This window comes from Croceivirga sp. ABH4_376 (assembly GCF_056160685.1).
Genome location: NZ_JBSWXQ010000001.1, coordinates 197936 through 216937 on the forward strand (window position 1 = coordinate 197936; position 19002 = coordinate 216937).

Consider the following 19002-nt stretch of genomic DNA (forward strand, 5'->3'; position numbering starts at 1 on the left):
AAAGCCTAAACAAACTTAGCATAGCAAAGAACAAGGTTACTTTGTGTTAATTCATTAACTAGAATTACACGGCGTTAAAACAGCTTTAATTGACCATCTTTATAGGCCTCATGTAAATCTGTACGTAGCTTAGGAAATTGTCTTCCCTTAAAATATTTTGCCTTGGCCAAATGTGCCATTTGCTGTATTTGCTGGGCAACGGCGCCATCACCTTTCATTCTACTTCCAAAACGGCTATCGTTTAACTGTCCGCCATGGCATTGTGCTATTAAACTTAATACCTTCTCTGCCCGGTCTGGCATTGTTTTATACAGCCAGTCCTTAAAAATAGTGCCAATTGCTCCATTGAGCCGCACAACGGTATAACCAAACGAACGTGCGCCACAGGCAGCCACCTCCTTGGCCAAATCTAATAATTCATGGCTATTGATTCCCGGTATAATTGGTGCTAGCATAGCATTTACCGGAATGCCAGCATTGGACAATTGTTCCATAGCGTGCAAGCGTTTTTTTATAGTGGCCGTTCTTGGTTCTAACAACCTGCGGGTATGTTCATCTAGAGAGGTTATAGAAAGGTTTACGCCCACCAAACCTAAGGCATTAAGTTCCTTTAAAACATCCAAGTCTCGCAAGACCATAGCATTCTTGGTTATAATTCCCGCTGGATGCCTATACTTTAAAAATACTTTTAAACAGGCACGCGTAAGTTCAAAATCTTTCTCTACCGGTTGGTAGCAATCCGTATTGCCAGAAAGCACAATTGTCTTGGCTTGCCAACTCTTTTTACTTAAATGGGCCGCTAACAATTTAGGCGCATCTTTTTTTACTAAGATTTGCTGTTCAAAATCCTTACCAGCGCTATACCCCCAATACTCATGACTGTTACGGGCATAGCAATAAATACAGCCATGTTCGCAGCCCTGATACGGGTTTAAACTGTATTCCAAACCCACATCCGGACTATTAACCTTATTCACTATGGTCTTAGGAAAGATGGGGGTTACTTTGGTTTTATTAGATACCGCTTCTTCCCCAGATAATCGGCAGTATTCTAAAAAATCGTCTCGTTGTTCGTGAACGTCTTTTAAAAATCTGTTATGCACGTTTAGTTGTGCTCCTCGGCCTTTCTGATAGGAAATATGTGACAAAAAATAGGATTTATTCCAAATTTATGGAATAAATCCTATAATATATTATTTTTAACGTTTGCTAGAAGGCTACTTTAACCAGTTGTTTTTTGCTACCGCGTTTGGCATAGAACAACATGGCATCGTCTTTTTTACTTGTAAAAGGCATAGAAACCATTAAAGGTAATCTCGCTTCTTTACCATCTATTATCTTTTTGTAGGTCATTTTACCTTGCGCATCTAATAAGATGGTGAACACGTTTCTATTTTGGGTGAGCCCTTGTTTAAAAATCATTCTTTCGTTATTGATCAACTGCGGATTTTCAGCAGCCGTACAAATAAAGAAATACGTATTACCATCTTTACTAAAAGAGCTGTAAGAAGCATATGCCTCATCCCCTTGCGTAACTTCAGATTTGTTTACGTTGCGCACCCATATTAAATCACCATTGGCTTTTAATTTGGCACTCATAATATCATTGTAGTGAAAACGCTCTACCTGCATACGCTGCCCCGCACCGGTTCTATACATGCTATTGGTAACAAAATACTCTTCTGCATTAAAAAGAATGTTACCCTCTTCCGTAATGTCTACCCCTTTAAACACTAAATTTTTAATAACTCGGTTATCTTCCCTACCAAACTTATCAAACATAAAATCTTCCGTAAAAGGGTGGTGTTTTTGGTTGGTTATAGCCAATGAGTTTTTGTCTACGGCATAAAACGATATCCCGTTATACCGATTGTCTTTACGATCTGCATAAAACCCAACACATTTAACGGCATTACCTTCTAAAATGGGGTACAAGGCTTCCGGATAAATACCAGGTTGGGTAAAATCTTGCGTTTGTATACCCGTAGGGCCAACTTTCATTAATTCATATTGGTACTTGCGCTCGTCTACCTTAAACCTACGCTTTTTAAAATATGCTTTCCCTACCAAATAAGCTTCACTTAAATCATCTGAAAGCGCCAATTGCTCAAAGGCATAATTCTTCTCTTCGGCTTCGGTATTAAAATCTACCTCCCAACGTTTTTTAAAGCTGGCATCGAACATGTGTAGCGTATGGCTCTCTTCTTTGCCCTTGGCATGATCCGTACTGATTATAAAACCTGTTTTATCGCTATTAAAAAGTAAAGTGGTAGAAAATCCGTTATTAAAATTTCTATTGTAATAGTTTTTACCATATGCCCCTTCTACAACTTTGGTTTCTATGCTAAAAAAACGCTCTGTTGTAAAATTCATATTGGTAGTTGCTGTTTTGTGCACCCAATACTCATATTGGCCTTTATTGTAATCGTAATTAAAAAAGATTAGGTTAAGGGTGCCATTTTTTACAAAGCCATCAATAAATTGCATATCCCTGAACTTGTAATTGTATTCAGAAATTAGGTTTAAATCTTTATCGTATCGCTCTATTAGATAGCCTTTAGGCTTTAAGATTAGTCCTTGAAAATAAGAACGTACCAAGATGTAACCGTTATCGCCATCTTCAGCTATGGTAACCAAATTAGAATAGCGGTGGCGATCATTGTACTTTTCGCCAAAGCTATATGTTATGGGCATTTCTTGCGCCGTTACCATGACGGCCAAAAAAAGTGTTAGGTAAACTATAAGATTTTTCATGTGGGACGTTTGTTTCTTTTAGTTATTATGATCCTGGAAAATCGGCTTTTCGTTTTTCTAAAAAGGCGGTTGTACCTTCCTTAAAGTCATCCGTACCAAAACAAGTACCAAAGGCTTCTACTTCTACGGCAAAACCATCTTTTTCAGGATTATAACCCGCATTTACGGCTTTTATTGCTTGCGCGATGGCTACAGAGGAATTATTCATGATTTTTCCGGCCAATTTTGTACAAAGGGGCATTAATTCTTCTTGAGGCACTACATAATTGATCAATCCGTTTTGCAACGCTTTTTGCGCATCTATCATACCCGCAGTCATAATCATTTCCATGGCCAATCCCTTACCTACCAGTTGTGGCAAACGTTGGGTACCGCCATAACCAGGTATTACCCCTAAAGAAACTTCTGGTAAACCCATTTTAGCATTGTCACTAGCTACTCTAAAATGGCAGGCCATAGCCAACTCCAAACCGCCCCCTAAAGCAAAACCGTTTACGGCCGCTATAACGGGTTTGGACAAGTTTTGAACAAAATCGAACAAAATTTTCTGACCTTTAGATGCTAATTGAGCACCTTGTTTTACCGCAAAATCGGCAAATTCAGATATATCTGCACCGGCAACAAAAGCCTTTTCACCGCTACCGGTAATAATTATAACCTTTGTACTAGCATCTTCTTCTAACTCTTTAAAGGCATTGTGCAGTTCCTCAATGGTTTCTTTGTTAAGCGCATTTAATTTTTTAGGGCGGTCTATGGTTATTGTAGCAAGACCATTTTCTTCTTCTATGTAGATGTTATTATAATCCATGTAGCTTAATTTTAGTTGTTGTTATTATCAGCTAGGATAAAGTTAAGCATTGAGGCACAAAACAAGGCAAGGTTTAGCCTAAGATTGTTTTGGAAAACGCACGGTAAAAACCGTTCCTTTACCCTCTTGCGAAGTAAATTCTATTTTGCCCTTGTAGTTTTCTACAATGTTCTTTACCATACCCAACCCCAGCCCCATACCACTGGACTTTGTGGTAAACTTAGGTTCAAAAATTTTATCTTTTACCGTATCTGAAATTCCCACCCCATTATCTGCTACGCAGATTTTAATCCATTCTGTTTCTTCTGCAACCGTAACCAAAATACGGGGAGAACTTACTTCTGGCAGGGCCTGTATGGCGTTCTTTACCAAATTGGTTATAACACGTATTAATTGTGTACGGTCTAATTTGGCAATTAACTCTTCTTTATCCGATATAAAGTGGATGTAGGGCTCTTGAAAAATATCCAATGCCAATTTGGTTACCTTAACTACATTTAAGGTTTCTTTTTGCTGCGCAGGCATATCCGCAAAATTGGAAAAAGCGGAAGCAATATTGCTCATAATATCTATCTGTTGTACCATGGTTTTAGAAAACTCACTTAATTTAGCAAGTGCTTCAGGGTCTTCTGGATTAAACTTACGTTCAAAGCTCTGCACACTTAGCCGCATTGGTGTCAACGGATTTTTAATTTCGTGGGCTACCTGCTTGGCCATTTCCCGCCAGGCCTGCTCCCTTTCACTTTTGGCTAATTTAGCGGCACTTTGCTCTAACTCATCAATCATATTATTGTAAGAGTCTATAAGGCTACCTATTTCCTCGCTCGGGTTTTTAATGTAAATTTTTTCGTTTCGCTTGGTTAAATTGGTATGGTGCAACTTATCTGCCACGGTTTGCAAAGAGCGGGTTATGTATTTAGAAATGAAATACGCTAAAATAATGGCCGCCAATAGCATTAAAAGATAAACCCCTGCTAAACGAAACAGAAATTCCTTTAATTCTTTATCGTTAAAAGAATTGTCTTCAAAATAAGGCAGGTTCATGATACCAATGGGCTTAAACCTTGGGTCTAAAATATATAAGTAAGAAGCTTTGTAGTTATCTCCTGCCGTACGTTTCTCTTCTACGTAACGTTTTGTTACGCTCCATTCTAAATGGTTCAAGACTTCAGGATCTAGACAATTGGAAACAGCATCGGCCTCAAATGCGGGTTTGGAACTTTTTATCAGTTGCCCTTCCAAATCGTAGATATTGAAATTTACGTTTTGTACATCAGCAATCTTGTAAATCTCGTCCCTAAAAATATATTTAAGATTTTCTGTTTTGGCCTCGTAAGTGGTTTCTTGAAGCACGTAATTAATACTTTGCAAGATTTGTTCCTCTTTGCGCTCCAAACGATTTTCATGATAATCTTGTGATTGCTCCCTATATTGATAGATGGTTACCCCTGCTATTAAAACGGACGCAATAACCACCAATAAAATCATGGTTATAAAGATGCGTGACCTAAGAGATAGTTTTTTAATCAAAGACAAGCTATTTGCACTTAAAGTTAACAATAATCGCACCAAAGGCTAAAATTCCAAAGTCAAAACTAAAATTCAACCCAATTCCAATTATGCATTGGGATTTTTATCCCGAATGCGTTTGTATAACTTTATGCCCAGCATTAACAAAATTCCCAAAACAAAAATTCCCACTACGCCGTAAATCCAGTTTACGGCACTTTTTAAAATGACCAAGAAAATAACCGCAAAAAGTATCAAGGTGGTTACCTCATTAAAAATTCGCATATACCGAGAGGTATATTTTATTTGATCTCGCTGTAATTCTTTTACAATAAAATGACATTTTATGTGATACGCCCATAACAAGGTCACAAAAACCAACTTTACTTGCATCCAAGGCATCCCTAGTAGTCCAGGATTTAAATGCAACAAGCCCAAAGCAAATAGCGTACATAAAACAGCAGATGGCCACGTAATAATATTCCATAACCGTTTGGTCATCAACTTAAATTGTGCTGTCAAAATTTCCTTTTCTGGGGATGCTTTTTCAGCTGCTTCAATATGGTAAATAAATAGCCGGGGAATATAAAAAAGCCCTGCAAACCAGGTTACTACAAATATTAAGTGAAGCGCTTTAATGTAAAAATATGCCTGCATATGCTTTTAAACTACTTCACAAACTTACTACAACCTTTTTAACTTTTTTGATATTGAAGCAATTAACTATTTCTTAAAGCATCCTATCTTAATTATTTACATCTTAGTAAAAACCAAGCTACTTTATATGGCAATATTACCTAAAAATATACCTCTAGTATATTATTGTTTCGCTTTTTTGATAGGAAACCTTTACCATAGTCACAGTCAAGATTCTATTCCGGATTACCAGCATGAGATAGCGCTAAATACCACTTATCTACTTGCAGACGCATCAGCTTATTTAGTTTATGAAAACAGATTTAGCAAAAAGTTTTCTGCAGGAGCTGGACTTTGGTACGGCAGATACGGCATCCGTAGCAAAGATTTTACGGATGGTTATAGCGATGGTACACGTGATTATGAAATTACACCTTTTGCAAGATGGTATGTAAGAGGAACACAACGCACAAGTTTCTTTATTCAAGGATTTGCAAGCATTTATGGTGGCCGTTATGACGGTATTAATAGAGAAACCACAGCAGCCGGTTTTGGAGTTTATAGAAGAGGTATAAATAATTATACCAATCTTGCTATGGGAGTTGCTATAGGTCAAGAATTTTTGTTGTTCAAAAAACGTGTTTCATTAGAGTTGGTGTTTGGTTTAGGAGGCGATATAGTAGGAAGAAATTCCTATTACGATTACGATTGGGGCATCTCAACCGCGCAATCAGGGATAAATATTGGATATAGATTTTAAAATATAACTATGAAAAAATTATTTGGAATCCTAAGCCTTATTGGTTTAATACTAGTTGGCAGTTGTATCTCTGATGATGATTTTTATACTCCACCACTTACTATCGAAGATGCATTTACCTTTGAAAATCAAGAAAACTATCAAGTAGGAGATACCATTTATTTTACGCTCGAATTTAGCCGTTACCTTCCGGAAGAAGGGCAACCAAATCTTTTAGACATCTTTGAAAGTACAGGAGCAACTAATTTTCACTATGATGTAGAATTCAGTAAGTTTTCGAGTTTCTCCAATAGTTATCAAAGAATCTTTACCGAAGAAAGTAACTATTATTCACCTGATGGGGAAACCAATTTAGCAAGCTATAACTCTGAGACTGAAACTTACATCTCTACCACCGCAATTGTTTTGGTTGAAGCTGGAGAATTTAAGTTAGACTTTAATGTCGCTTATTTTAGCAGTTACGATTATTCTCCTAATAAGGTTAACTTAACTATTCAAAACATTGGCGTAAATACTACGCAAGAATATTTTTTCAAGGTAATTGAATAAAAAAATGGAAGCTTGTTTAAAAAACACACCTTCCATTTAATTACAAGCCCAATTTTTAAAGCTTTGGCTTGCTTATAAACTCAACGCACCAATACCTGCATCCCATAATAATTTATTATAAGCTGGTATAGCGTTTTGTTCCAAATCTGTTGCAGTTCTCCTTAGCATTTGCCACTGTTTATCCAATTCCGCTTTACGTTGTTTGTTAGCGGTATTTACCCTTGGCAAATCACTATTGGTTTGGTTAATTAGGAACAGATACTCTGCAGTAAACTTATTGGGGAAATTCTCCACGTCATCATAAGCTTGCGATTTACGTTGTACCATCTCCTCATCCCAAGATTTCAATTTTTCTAACAACGCTGTTCCCTTTTGCTTTAATTCTTTGTCGTTAATTTTAGGTAAAATACCATTCAGTTTTTTCTGAATTTTATACAATCTAATTACCTGTTGATGCATGGCGGACAATTCCTGCTCCATAGCACTCATGAAAGCACCAAACTCCTGATAGTCTTCTGCAGAAACATTGTATGTGGGTATCTTTTTAATTACCGCCTTGGTCGTAACCGTTTTTCCATCCGCTTTAAGAATGATGTTATAGGTGCCCGAAATCACTTTATGTCCAGTAAAACCTGCTTCAATATACACCCCTGGCACACCTGGCATTATGGGATGCTTCATATCCCACACAAAACGATTTAACCCTTCGTTCTTAGGTAATCTAGGCGCTGGCGGGGCACTTCCTCCGTTGTGGGGCACATAGGTTGAATCTTTCTCCGAAGTAAAGAAACGAATCAATTTGTTGTTATTGTCAGCTATTTCTAAAGTGATGTTTGCTGAATCATCCAACTTAGGCAACTCGTAATACAACACCACTCCATTTGCTGGATTAATACCTTCAAAAGGATGTGTTCCATTAAATTTATCGGTATTACCACTCATGGGACTACCCCAAGAACCCAAATAGGCATCGTCTGGCTGATAGATTTTTACTTCTCTGCTACTCGATTTCTCATAAGTAGCTAGTACATCCAAATCGTCTAAAATCCAAAAAGACCTACCGGAAGTCGCTACGATTAAATCGCGCTCGTGAACTTTTAAATCCAAAATAGGCGTAGTGGGTAAATTCAACTGAAAAGGTTCCCAACTAGCACCACCGTTGAAAGAAATGTACATGCCCAGCTCGGTACCCGCATACAGCAAATCTTTACATTTAGTATCTTCCCGAACTACACGGGTAAAGGCTCCGTAGGGAATTCCCGTGTTGATTTTCTCCCAAGATGTGCCGTAATTGGTGCTTTTGTAAATGGCCGGGGTATAATCGTTAAACTTATACTTCGTTGTTGCTATGTAAATGGTAGCAGGGTCGTGTGGCGATACTTCAATAGCATTAATCAAAGCTTCTCCTATTCCTTTAGGTGTGATATTTTCCCAAGATTCACCTCCATTTTTGGTAAGGTGCACCAACCCATCATCACTCCCTGTTAACAGCACGCCTTTTTCGTGTGGTGATTCTATCATATAAGCCAAGGTGCCGTAATTTTCAGCACCAACGGCTTCGTTCGTATATGGCCCGCCACCATTGCCTTGCTTTTCATCAATATCACGCGTTAAATCAGGAGAGATTTCTTCCCAATTTTTACCCATATCGCGTGTACGCAATACCAACTGTGCTCCATGGTAGTATGTACCTGGTTCGTGTTTGGAACCAATTATGGGAGCGTTCCAATTGTAAAGATATTTCATGTTACGGGCTTCCCGTCCTAGATACTGTATAGGAGCTGCCATAATTTGGGTAGAAGCCTTACTTTCCATATCTAACACTTCAATTGTGCCTAAATAACTTCCTCCTAAAACATATTTAGGATTATCTGGGTCAAACGCTAAAAAGGCACTTTCACCACCTGCTGCATAGGTCCAATCTTGCTCACTTATACTGGAACGCCCCAAAGACCTACTTGCAATCCGTACCGAAGTATTGTCTTGCTGCCCTCCGTAAATATTATAGGGGAATAAATTATCTACACTAATACGATAAAACTGTGCTGTTGGCATATTGTCTTGTGGCGACCAGGTTTTTGCAAAATCAAAGCTCACCGCGGCACCACCGTCATTGGCAATAACCATGTTATTGGAATTGGCTGGATTAATCCATAAATCGTGATAATCTCCATGTGTTCCTGATAAGGTTTCCCATGTTTTACCACCATCGGTAGAACGTAAGGCGGATGCGCTTAGCACATACACCGTATCCGCATCGTTAGGGTCTGCAAAAACTTCAATATAATACCACGCGCGTTGTACCAACCGATTATCACCACTCACCATTTGCCAAGAAGCACCTGCATCATTTGAAACAAACAATCCGCCCTTATCTTGATTAGAATCGCTCTCTATCAACGCATAAACTTTATTGGAATCGGCACCACTAACCGCAATGGCCATTTTACCTTTTTCCTCTGGCAAACCTTTATGAATTTTGGACCAGGTTTCACCAGCATCCGTAGACTTGTAAAGGCCGCTACCTGCACCACCACTTACTACCATGTTGGGTTTGCGTTGGTGTTCCCACATTGCAGCATACATAATTTCTGGATAATTAGCATCCATAGACAATTCTGATGCTCCAGTAAGCTCATTTATAAACAAGATGTTTTTCCATGTTTTACCGCCGTCTACCGATTTATAAATACCACGTTCCGGATTCCCTTGGTGTAAAGCACCTTGTGCTGCCACATAAACGATATCTGGATTTGTAGGATGAATAATAATACGAGAGATATGTTGGGTTTTGGTAAGCCCAATATGCTTCCACGTTTTACCGGCATCGGTAGATTTATAAACACCATCGCCATAAGATGTCATTACGCCACGTGGCGCATGCTCTCCCATTCCACAGTAAACAATGTTCGAGTTGGAAGGAGCGACAGCAACGGCACCTACAGAACCCGTTTTAAAATAACCATCAGATATATTTTCCCATCGCTGGCCAGCTGTTGCTGTTTTCCATAAACCACCACCCGTAGTACCCATATAGTAAGTAAGCGGGTCTCCTATAACACCGGTTGCCGTTACAGAACGCCCACCTCTAAACGGACCAATATTTCGGTATTTAAGTGGCTTAAAATAATCGTTGGCGCTTTGGGCAAAAGTGACAGTGATTGCCATGTACGCTAGTAGTAAAACAGCTTTTTTAATATTCATTTTATTTGAAATTATCTTTCTTGATTGATTGTTTATCAAATTAATAAACACCACGTTCTACAGACCCCTCCGCCCTTTGGGCACCTCCCCTAACTTAGGGGAGGACCTAAAATTAAATGCATTTATCTTTAAAGTACTAAGTTGTCATCCACTTGTCCCTCCTTCTTCAAGGCGGGGTGGCGTTAGCCGGGGTGGTTCTTAAATCTTACCGTTAATTTCATTTTTAATAGATTCCAGAACAAGCTCTATATTTCTAATAACCGCTTCGTTGCTAAATCTCAAAACCCGAATTCCGTACTTATTTAAATTTGTTGTTCTTTCATAATCATAAGTTTGGTTAACCGTATTTTCATGAATACCCCCGTCTATTTCTATTGCTAATCGTTCGCTTGGACAGTAAAAATCTACTATATAATTGTCAATACTGTGTTGCCTTCTAAATTTCTTTCCTTCTAGTTGACTGTTACTTAAAACTTTCCACAACTTCGATTCCGCCTTGGTCGGGTTGTTTCTAAGTTCTTTCCTATACGTTTCTAACTTCTTGAGATTATGAACTTTCCTATTCATCAAATTATATTGATATCATAAAGAATAATTTGCAATTTCTTCTTATCGCCTATTTTAAGAGAGGACAAATCTAAACTGTTTACAGACCCCTCCGCCCTTTGGGCACCTCCCCTAACTTAAGGGAGGACCTAAAATTAAATGCATATATCTTTAAAGTACTAAGTTATCATCCACTTGTCCCCTCCTTCTTTAAGGAGGGATGGCGTTAACCGGGGTGGTTATAAATTATCTTTCTATTAAGTACTTCACTTAACTGAAAGGATAGAAATTACGACTATTCCTCAATAGACAAATAATTTAATCCAAGCTGATTAAACTCCGCATTAAACGCCTTCATTTCTTCATCTACCAAGGTATCAAAAGCCTTTAATTGGGCTTCAATTTTAGCGGTCATCTCGTTTTTAACCGCTATATCTTGTGCCGTTGGTGGAAAATCATCTATACTGACAAGGCTGTTCAGGTGACCAAGCTTGTTGGTCAGGCGAATTGGGAAGTTCAACGGATCTTGATTACTTCTATTCTTGGTTTGGTATAGGGTTTTTTCTATTTCACCAAACTTTTCTTTCATACCCTTGGCCTTCTCTACCAAGCTTTTTGTGGCCGAATTATCGTTGTACTGCTTTACAAAGGCATCTAGCTTGGTATTTATAGCACGAATCTTTTTTATAGATTGATGCGCCCTATCTATGGTCTCATTAATACTAGTTATAAAATCGAACTGCTTTTGCATATCGGCAACAGAAACCTCTGCCCTAGGGTCCGGCAAAATTTTAAAGTTTTCCGTTTGTGTGCTTCCATTTACACTAAGACTTACCTTGTACTCCCCTGGAACTGCTTTTGCCCCTTCTAAGGAGGCCCACCAAAGAATCATTCCTTTTAATTTTTCCGCACCTTTACCACGGGTATCCCAAACATGGGTATTACCACCGGCTTTAAGGTCTTTTAGGGCCTGTTTTTTATCTTTTGCTATGCTGCTGTACATGGCCAAAGTATCCCCAGATTTACTTAAATAGGTTAATTGAACCGTATCTTTTTCTTTATCAAAAGCTTTTAAATAAAAATGGGTTACTACTCCATTAGGGTGGTTTTGTCCTTGCAATAAACTTGGTTTGGAGGCTGCCCTACCTTTGGTACGGTAACTATCTTTAGGCGCAAAAAGTTTGGCCGCGCTTCCATTATCCGTATTTGCCAACTGATGTAGCACGGTTAAATCATCTATCATCCAAAGGCTACGTCCCTGCGTGGCCACAATTAGATTGTTGTCTTTAATGGCCAAATCTGTGATAGGCACAATAGGTAAATTTAACTGAAAAGGTTTCCAAGAAGCACCATCGTTAAAAGAAATGTACATGCCTGTTTCTGTACCGGCATATAACAAGCCCTTTTGTTTTGGGTCCTCACGAACCACCCTTGTAAAATGCTCATCGTTTATACCATTCGTTATTTTTGTCCAGGTAGCCCCATAATCCGTGGTTTTATACAAGTAGGGTGCAAAATCGCCCAACTTATAGCGTGTACCTGCCACGTAGCACGTACCTTCATCAAAAGCGGAAGGTTCAATGCTATTGATCATCATCCACTCTGGCATGCCCGCTGGCGTAACATTTTTCCATGTTTTACCTCCATCTTGGGTTATATGCACCAAACCATCATCACTACCTACCCAAAGGAGACCTTCTTTTAACGGACTTTCATTTGCAGCAAAAATGGTACAATAATACTCTACACTGGTATTGTCTTGGGTAATGGGCCCTCCACTAGAACCAAGTTTGGTAGGGTCGTTACGTGTTAAATCATCGCTCAACAATTCCCAGCTTTGCCCTTCATTGGTGCTTAAATGCACATGGTTAGAAAATGTATACAATTTTTTAGGGTCGTGCTTACTAAAAATGATAGGGAAATTCCATTGAAAGCGATACTTCATCGCCTCTGCACCCGCACCCATAGGGTTATCTGGCCACACGTTAATACCTCTAGTAGTACCCTTATCGTGGTTTACGCGAGTTAAAAATCCGTCATAACTACCCCCATACACAATATCGTTATTCAGAGGGTCCACCGCTATATGCGCACTTTCCCCCCCTGCCGTTGGCTCCCAATCTGCCTCGCTAATGTAGCTACCGTCAGAACGGTGGTTAATTCGCAACGTACTGTTATCTTGCTGCGCCACATAAATACGATATGGGAAAGCATTGTCTGTAGTAACTCTATAAAATTGTGCTGTTGGTTGGTTGTAGTAAGTACTCCACGTTTCACCACCATCATAACTAACTTGAGCTCCACCATCATCCCCAATAATCATTCGTTTAGAATCTTCTGGAGAAATCCATAAATCATGATGGTCTCCGTGGGGAGCATTGAAGGTTTTAAATGATTTACCGCCATCGGTAGACTTGTGGTAGCGTACGTTAAGTACATACACTACATCTTCATCTTCCGTATCTGCATACACACGGGTGTAATACCAGGCACGTTGGCGTAGTTTACGCTCGCTATTTACCTGACTCCACGTTTTACCACCATCGTCCGAACGGTATAAACCACCTTTTTCCTTATTCTCTACGATAGCCCATACGCGTTCACTATTTTTTGGCGATACGGTAACCCCTATAATTCCTAAGGTATCCGCTGGAAAACCCTCGTTTTTGGAAATTTCTGTCCATGTTTCACCACTATCCGTACTTTTCCATAAGGCAGAACCATCACCACCACTACTTAAAGAATAAGGTGTACGTTGCGCGCGCCACGTAGAAGCATATAAAATTCTAGGGTTGTTGGGGTCAAAGGTTAAATCTACCGCACCAGCTTGGTCATTCACAAACAAAACTTGTTTCCAATTTTTACCACCATCGGTACTTTTGTAAATACCACGTTCTTTGGTGGGTTTATAAATATTACCCAACACTGCAGCATATACGGTATTGTAATCCGTAGGATGTACACGTAGCCTAGGTACATGCCTACTTTTCTCTAGACCGGCTTTTTCCCAAGTTTTACCCCCGTTTTCTGTTTTCCAAATACCGTAACCACTAGATACGTTGCCACGCAGGGTTTTTTCCCCACCGCCAACATAAATTACATTAGGGTCGCTTTTAGCAACCTCAACGGCTCCAATACTACCGCCAAAATAGCCGTCAGATATATTTTTCCAAGACCTACCGCCATCTAGGGTTTTCCAAACGCCACCGCCAGTAGCACCAAAATAATAAAGGTTAGGTTCTCCGGGCACACCCGTTACCGCGGCAGAACGCCCACCACGAAAAGGACCTACCAGGCGGTATTCCAAACTAGAATACAGCTCTTCTTTAGGTGCTGTGTCTTGATTTTGTTTTTTTCTGCGTTGTGCTTGGACAGTAGGAATAGCCAAAGCAAGGGCACATAATAGAATGCCCATTTTTTTAAGCGTGGTTCTCATTTTTTAAGCAAGTTGAATTAGTCAGTCCTAAAAGTAATGAAAAACAAGTACAATTCTATTGTGCCATATTTTGTAAATTAAGCTACTTATAACTTAAACCAGACCAATGAACAAACGAGAATTTATTAAAACCACCGGAGCTGGCGCGCTGGGTGTTGCCCTTGCACCATCTTTATTACATGCACAACAGCCAAACAAAAAGCTTAGAACTGCACATATTGGCGTGGGCAATATGGGTTGGGAAGATTTAATTGCCATTTCTTCACATAAAAACGTAGAAGTGGTTGCCCTTTGTGATGTAGATGCTCTTTACCTGTCCAAAGCCCACAAAATGCACAGAAAGGCTAAAATCTTTTTTGATTATAGGGTAATGTTGGAACAAATGAAAGACGAGATTGATGCTGTTATCATTTCAACACCAGACCATACCCATGCTCCCGCATCCTTATTGGCCATGGAGATGGACAAGGCCGTTTATTGCCAAAAACCATTGACACACTATGTAGCCGAGTCTAGAAAAATGATGCAATTGGCCAATGATAAAAACCTCATTACCCAGATGGGTATACAGGTACATTCTTTTTACGATTATAAATTAGCCACATTATTGATACAGTCTGGGATTATAGGCAAGGTACACACGGTGCATGCTTGGAGCCCAAAAAATTGGGGGTTTGATGGCGAAGCGCCAAGTGGGGAAGATGCCGTACCCGACCAATTGGATTGGAATTTGTGGCTAGGTACTTCTCCTTACCGTGCTTTTAAAGATAACCAGTACCATCCTGGTAATTGGCGAAAAGTTATGGACTATGGCTGTGGCACTTTGGGCGATATGGGCGTTCATATTTTTGACACCCCCTACAACGCCTTACAATTAGACGTTCCTATGACCATTAAAAACGAATGCAGGCCCAGTACCGGGTTTGGTTTCCCAGAAAACAATAAGGTTACCTATGAGTTTCCTGGCACGCCATACACCGATAAAACCCTTAAATGGATTTGGTATGACGGACCCGGTATGCCAACGCTTCATGAAGATTTAGTGCTGCCCGGAATGACCGATAAAAAAAATGTTGCGTCTAAAACCAGTATGGAGGATAAAATGTCCTTGGATGCCAAAGCAGCTGCGTTGAACGAATTGCCAGAACAAGGCGCCATGTTCGTAGGTACTAAAGGGCGGTTGTTGCTGCCCCATTTTATGCAATTACCCAGGAAAATAGTTCGTGGAAAATATGTTGATATTACAAAGGAGATTGAAGCATTGGACCAGCAATACCAATTGGGAAGTCCCATACGGAATTATGAAACCCAAGGTCCTAAACATTACCATCAGTTTGTAGACGCTTGTTTGGGAACGGATACATGCTCGGCGCCATTTTCTTATGCCGGACGATTAACAGAAACCATACTCCTAGGGGTAATTGCAGGCCGATTTCCAAACCAAACCTTACATTGGGACGCAAAAGCAGCACGTTTTAAGGAAGAAGAAGCAAACATATATTTGTCCGGTGAATATCGAAGTTTTTAATTAGCAATAGATAATCATAGTTATACCTAAGTTATATTTAACTATATAGCTATGATTTCACAGAAATAACCTCGCTGGCGCTAGTTTGTAACTAGTGCCGTACCGAGCAAGAAGTATAAAGTACTGAGTAAAAAGTATTGTCTGTATTCGTCATGCTGAACTTGTTTCAGCTTCTCGTTTTAAAGAAATTTATGGCGTCATTTCGAAAGAAATAGCCTAACTATTTCTGAGAAATCTCTTTTGGACTATAAAGTAAAAAGTACAGGTTGTATTCGTCATGCTGGACTTGTTTCAGCATCTTATTGTTGTAGTAATGAGAATTACTATTTCATAAATTGCTATTGCTGTCCAGTGTTTTGCATGCCTCAATGTAAAAAATTGTTACGAAGTAACTAATCTGTTTCGTTTTATATTACCTCTGATTACTTACTTTTATGTTTTCTGCCGCAGCAGCACAGCTGCTGCGGAGCGGGGCAGACTACTGTTAAGTCAGTGGTAACAATTAAAAATTAAAATTTTGGATAAAAAGCTAAGTCAAGAGATAAATGAAAAGGTCTTAGGCGCTATTTCAAGTTTCTATATCAATAGAGGATTTAAGCTCAAAAAAGGTCTTTCAAAGTTTTTAAAAAATGACTTTTCGATTTTCTGGGGAGAAACGAGTAAGGGTGTAGACTCACTTGTCTTTAGACCGAGTATCACCCTTGAAAACAAAGAAATATCAAACGTGTTATCAATCATTTTCCCAAAGTCTTTGAAAAACAATACCATAATTAGGGTGTTAGATTTGGACTTTGCAAATGAGTTTGGATTTAAAGATTTTGAATCTCCTTTTGTAAACGATCACGGAGCAGACGGGAAATCCTATTACTATCGAGTAGAAATTAATACAGATATTGAACCTATTGCATCTGATCATATTCGATTCATGGAATTAATTGGCCTACCTTTTATTGAAAAACTAAGTTCTTTGGAAGGAATACATGAGTACATCAATGAAAAGGTGTTGAAAGTAGACGATGCATTACTAAAGATAGATGAAAAGCAGAAAGAGCTTAAAAAAGGCTATGGTAAAAGGGAGGTTTTGAGCGGTGTTGTGGTATCATACCTTTTGAAAAGAGAAGATACCAATTTGCTATTGAAAAGAATAATGCTGCTTTTTGAAGGAAATGACTATGTCCTTAATGATGTGAGGAAAATTGAAGAGTATTTTAAAAGTCAATCCTCTTCTACCCCCGCTCCGCAGTAGCTGTGCTGCTGCGGTAAATAATCTCAAATGGTCTTTATTATTTGTTGCACTACTACAACTTCTGGTAAAATGGATTCCCCCGCTAGCGCTCGTTTGCAACGAGTGCCGTGTTTGAGTAAACCATAAAAGACTAAAAGCCACAGTTTAAAGCTGTGGTTTTTTTATTTGGCAGTTTAGGCATCATAAAAAGATGCTGAAACAAGTTCAGCATGACGAAAAAAACGACACTTAATACTTTTTACTTTTTACTTCAAAAAAACAGACCCCTCAGTCCTTTGGACAGCTCCCCTTACTAATGGGAGCAGCTGTATTTGTTTTCAAAGAAGATAATCTTATAACTTTAAAAACCAGATACTGAAACAAGTTCAGCATGACAAAGGAAAACGATACTTCGTACTTAATACTTCGTACTTCTTATACTATATACTTTCAAAGAGATTTCTCAGTCGTAGCTTTGCTAATCCTATCGAAATGACGATAATAAGCTGATTCACTCTTCTTTCTTACTTTTTACCGTTAGCCTTGTACTTTAAAACAGCTTTTCTTATCAAAATGAAAATTGAGCAATACCAAAAAAAGAGGGCTATTAGCCCTCTTTTCACCATCACAATACATATCCTTCTACTCAGAAAGGATAACTGATTTTACGTTTACAAATTCGCGCATACCAAAACCGCCGTGTTCTCTACCGTAACCCGAGTTTTTAATACCACCAAATGGCATTTCTGGATTTGCCAATCCAAAGGAATTAATGAATACCATTCCGGTATCAAAATAATTTTGCGCCAATTCTATTGCTTTTTCTTTGTCTTTGGTGAAGATTCCACCACCTAAACCAAACTGACTATCATTAGCTATACGCAAGGCATCTTCTGTATCTTTTGCCTTTATTAGCGAAGCTACAGGGCCAAACAATTCGTCATCAAACGCAGGCATTCCTGGCTCTAGATTTTCTAAGACTGTAGCTGGATAGTAGTATCCATCCGTTTGTGGCATTTGTCCACCGCATAATACATCGGCTCCTTTTTCCACACTCTCTATTACTTGTTGGTGTAATTCTTCTCTTAAGTCTTTACGGGCCATTGGGCCCAATTCAGTTTCCTCCATGTTTGGGTCGCCCATTTTTAACGCCTTCATTTTGCTGACAAACGCTTTTTTAAATTCGTCATAAACGGCATCTACCACAATAAAACGCTTAGCCGCGATGCAGGTTTCCCCGTTATTGTAGATTCTACCTTTTACACAAGCTTCGGCAGCAGCTTCTACATCCGCATCTGCCAAAACCAAGTAAGCATCATTACTACCCAGCTCCATCACAGTTTTCTTCAACACTTTGGCTGCCTTTGCCGCTATGATTCTACCTGCACTTGGGCTACCCGTTAAGGTAACACCTTGTATCAAGTTGTTATTGATGATAGCATCGGACTGGTCGTGATTTATAACTAAGGCTTGAAAAGCATTTTCTGGCAATCCCGCCTCATTAAAAATTTTCTCTAACAACTTACCGGTTCCGGTAACATTACTAGCATGCTTTAACAGCACCGTGTTCCCTGCCATTAAATTGACTATTGCATAGCGAATTACCTGGTATGAAGGGTAATTCCATGGCTGTATACCGTAGATTACACCCATTGGAGAATAGGTGATTATACCTTCGCCCCCGTTCATCAGTTCTCTTTTTTCTGATGCTAACTGCTCTGGGGCTTTATTTACCGTATATTCACAAATTGCTGCGCATAACTCCACTTCGTGTTTACTTTGAGATAAAAGCTTGCCCATTTCATCTGTCATTAATTGCGCTAGCTCATCTGTATGTTCCAAAAGCTTTTTACCAATATTCTTGATAATTTCTCCGCGCTCCTCTAACGATTTGTGTCGCCAAGAGGTATAGGCTTTATGACTATTGCGCACGGCGTTTGCCACTTCTACGTCCGTCATTTGTGGATAGCTGCTTAGCGCTTTGCCCGTTGCAGGATTTGTAGTTTCTATTTTTTGTGTTTCTATTGTTATCGTCTCCATCATTCTT

Annotated in this window: 13 protein-coding genes; 4 read left to right on the forward strand and 9 right to left on the reverse strand. The window is 39.2% G+C overall.

The window, feature by feature from the left end:
* Window positions 1-74: 74 nt before the first annotated feature.
* The 5 genes from ACXAGS_RS00830 to ACXAGS_RS00850 form a co-directional block, all read right to left on the reverse strand.
* Window positions 75-1148 carry a PA0069 family radical SAM protein gene (locus ACXAGS_RS00830; RefSeq protein WP_474903729.1) on the reverse strand — a complete coding sequence of 358 codons (1074 nt, stop codon included), beginning with the start codon at window positions 1146-1148 and terminating at the stop codon, window positions 75-77.
* Between the two features lie 61 nt (window positions 1149-1209).
* A complete protein-coding gene (locus tag ACXAGS_RS00835; protein WP_474903731.1) occupies window positions 1210-2754 on the reverse strand; it encodes a hypothetical protein in 1545 nt (514 codons plus the stop codon).
* Between the two features lie 25 nt (window positions 2755-2779).
* Entirely contained in the window at window positions 2780-3562 is a 783-nt protein-coding gene (locus ACXAGS_RS00840; protein ID WP_474903732.1) for an enoyl-CoA hydratase/isomerase family protein, read from the reverse strand.
* A 78-nt stretch (window positions 3563-3640) separates the two neighbouring features.
* Window positions 3641-5050 carry an ATP-binding protein gene (locus ACXAGS_RS00845; RefSeq protein ID WP_474903734.1) on the reverse strand — a complete coding sequence of 470 codons (1410 nt, stop codon included), beginning with the start codon at window positions 5048-5050 and terminating at the stop codon, window positions 3641-3643.
* Window positions 5051-5179: 129 nt separating this feature from the next.
* Window positions 5180-5728, reverse strand: coding sequence for a CopD family protein (locus ACXAGS_RS00850; RefSeq protein WP_474903736.1), 549 nt, complete (start codon window positions 5726-5728; stop codon window positions 5180-5182).
* Window positions 5729-5906: 178 nt separating this feature from the next.
* Between ACXAGS_RS00850 and ACXAGS_RS00855 the strand changes: the two genes are divergently transcribed.
* On the forward strand, window positions 5907-6467 hold the full coding sequence (locus tag ACXAGS_RS00855) for a hypothetical protein (protein ID WP_474903738.1): 561 nt from the start codon (window positions 5907-5909) through the stop codon (window positions 6465-6467).
* 9 nt (window positions 6468-6476) lie between these two features.
* Window positions 6477-7016, forward strand: a complete 540-nt coding sequence (locus ACXAGS_RS00860) for a hypothetical protein (RefSeq protein WP_474903739.1) — start codon at window positions 6477-6479, stop codon at window positions 7014-7016.
* A 72-nt stretch (window positions 7017-7088) separates the two neighbouring features.
* Here ACXAGS_RS00860 and ACXAGS_RS00865 read toward each other — a convergent pair whose 3' ends face one another.
* From ACXAGS_RS00865 to ACXAGS_RS00875, 3 genes are all read right to left on the reverse strand, one after another.
* Window positions 7089-10220, reverse strand: coding sequence for a WD40/YVTN/BNR-like repeat-containing protein (locus tag ACXAGS_RS00865; RefSeq protein ID WP_474903741.1), 3132 nt, complete (start codon window positions 10218-10220; stop codon window positions 7089-7091).
* A 198-nt stretch (window positions 10221-10418) separates the two neighbouring features.
* Window positions 10419-10787, reverse strand: a complete 369-nt coding sequence (locus ACXAGS_RS00870) for an endonuclease domain-containing protein (RefSeq protein WP_474903743.1) — start codon at window positions 10785-10787, stop codon at window positions 10419-10421.
* 274 nt (window positions 10788-11061) lie between these two features.
* Window positions 11062-14202, reverse strand: a complete 3141-nt coding sequence (locus ACXAGS_RS00875) for a WD40/YVTN/BNR-like repeat-containing protein (RefSeq protein WP_474903745.1) — start codon at window positions 14200-14202, stop codon at window positions 11062-11064.
* A 106-nt stretch (window positions 14203-14308) separates the two neighbouring features.
* On the opposite strand from ACXAGS_RS00875, the gene ACXAGS_RS00880 reads away from it, so the two are divergent.
* Window positions 14309-15730 carry a Gfo/Idh/MocA family protein gene (locus ACXAGS_RS00880; RefSeq protein WP_474903747.1) on the forward strand — a complete coding sequence of 474 codons (1422 nt, stop codon included), beginning with the start codon at window positions 14309-14311 and terminating at the stop codon, window positions 15728-15730.
* 517 nt (window positions 15731-16247) lie between these two features.
* On the forward strand, window positions 16248-16976 hold the full coding sequence (locus tag ACXAGS_RS00885; protein WP_474903749.1) for a hypothetical protein: 729 nt from the start codon (window positions 16248-16250) through the stop codon (window positions 16974-16976).
* A 621-nt stretch (window positions 16977-17597) separates the two neighbouring features.
* On the opposite strand, the gene ACXAGS_RS00890 is transcribed toward ACXAGS_RS00885, so the two are convergent.
* Window positions 17598-18995 carry an NAD-dependent succinate-semialdehyde dehydrogenase gene (locus ACXAGS_RS00890; protein WP_474904784.1) on the reverse strand — a complete coding sequence of 466 codons (1398 nt, stop codon included), beginning with the start codon at window positions 18993-18995 and terminating at the stop codon, window positions 17598-17600.
* Between the last annotated feature and the right edge of the window lie 7 nt (window positions 18996-19002).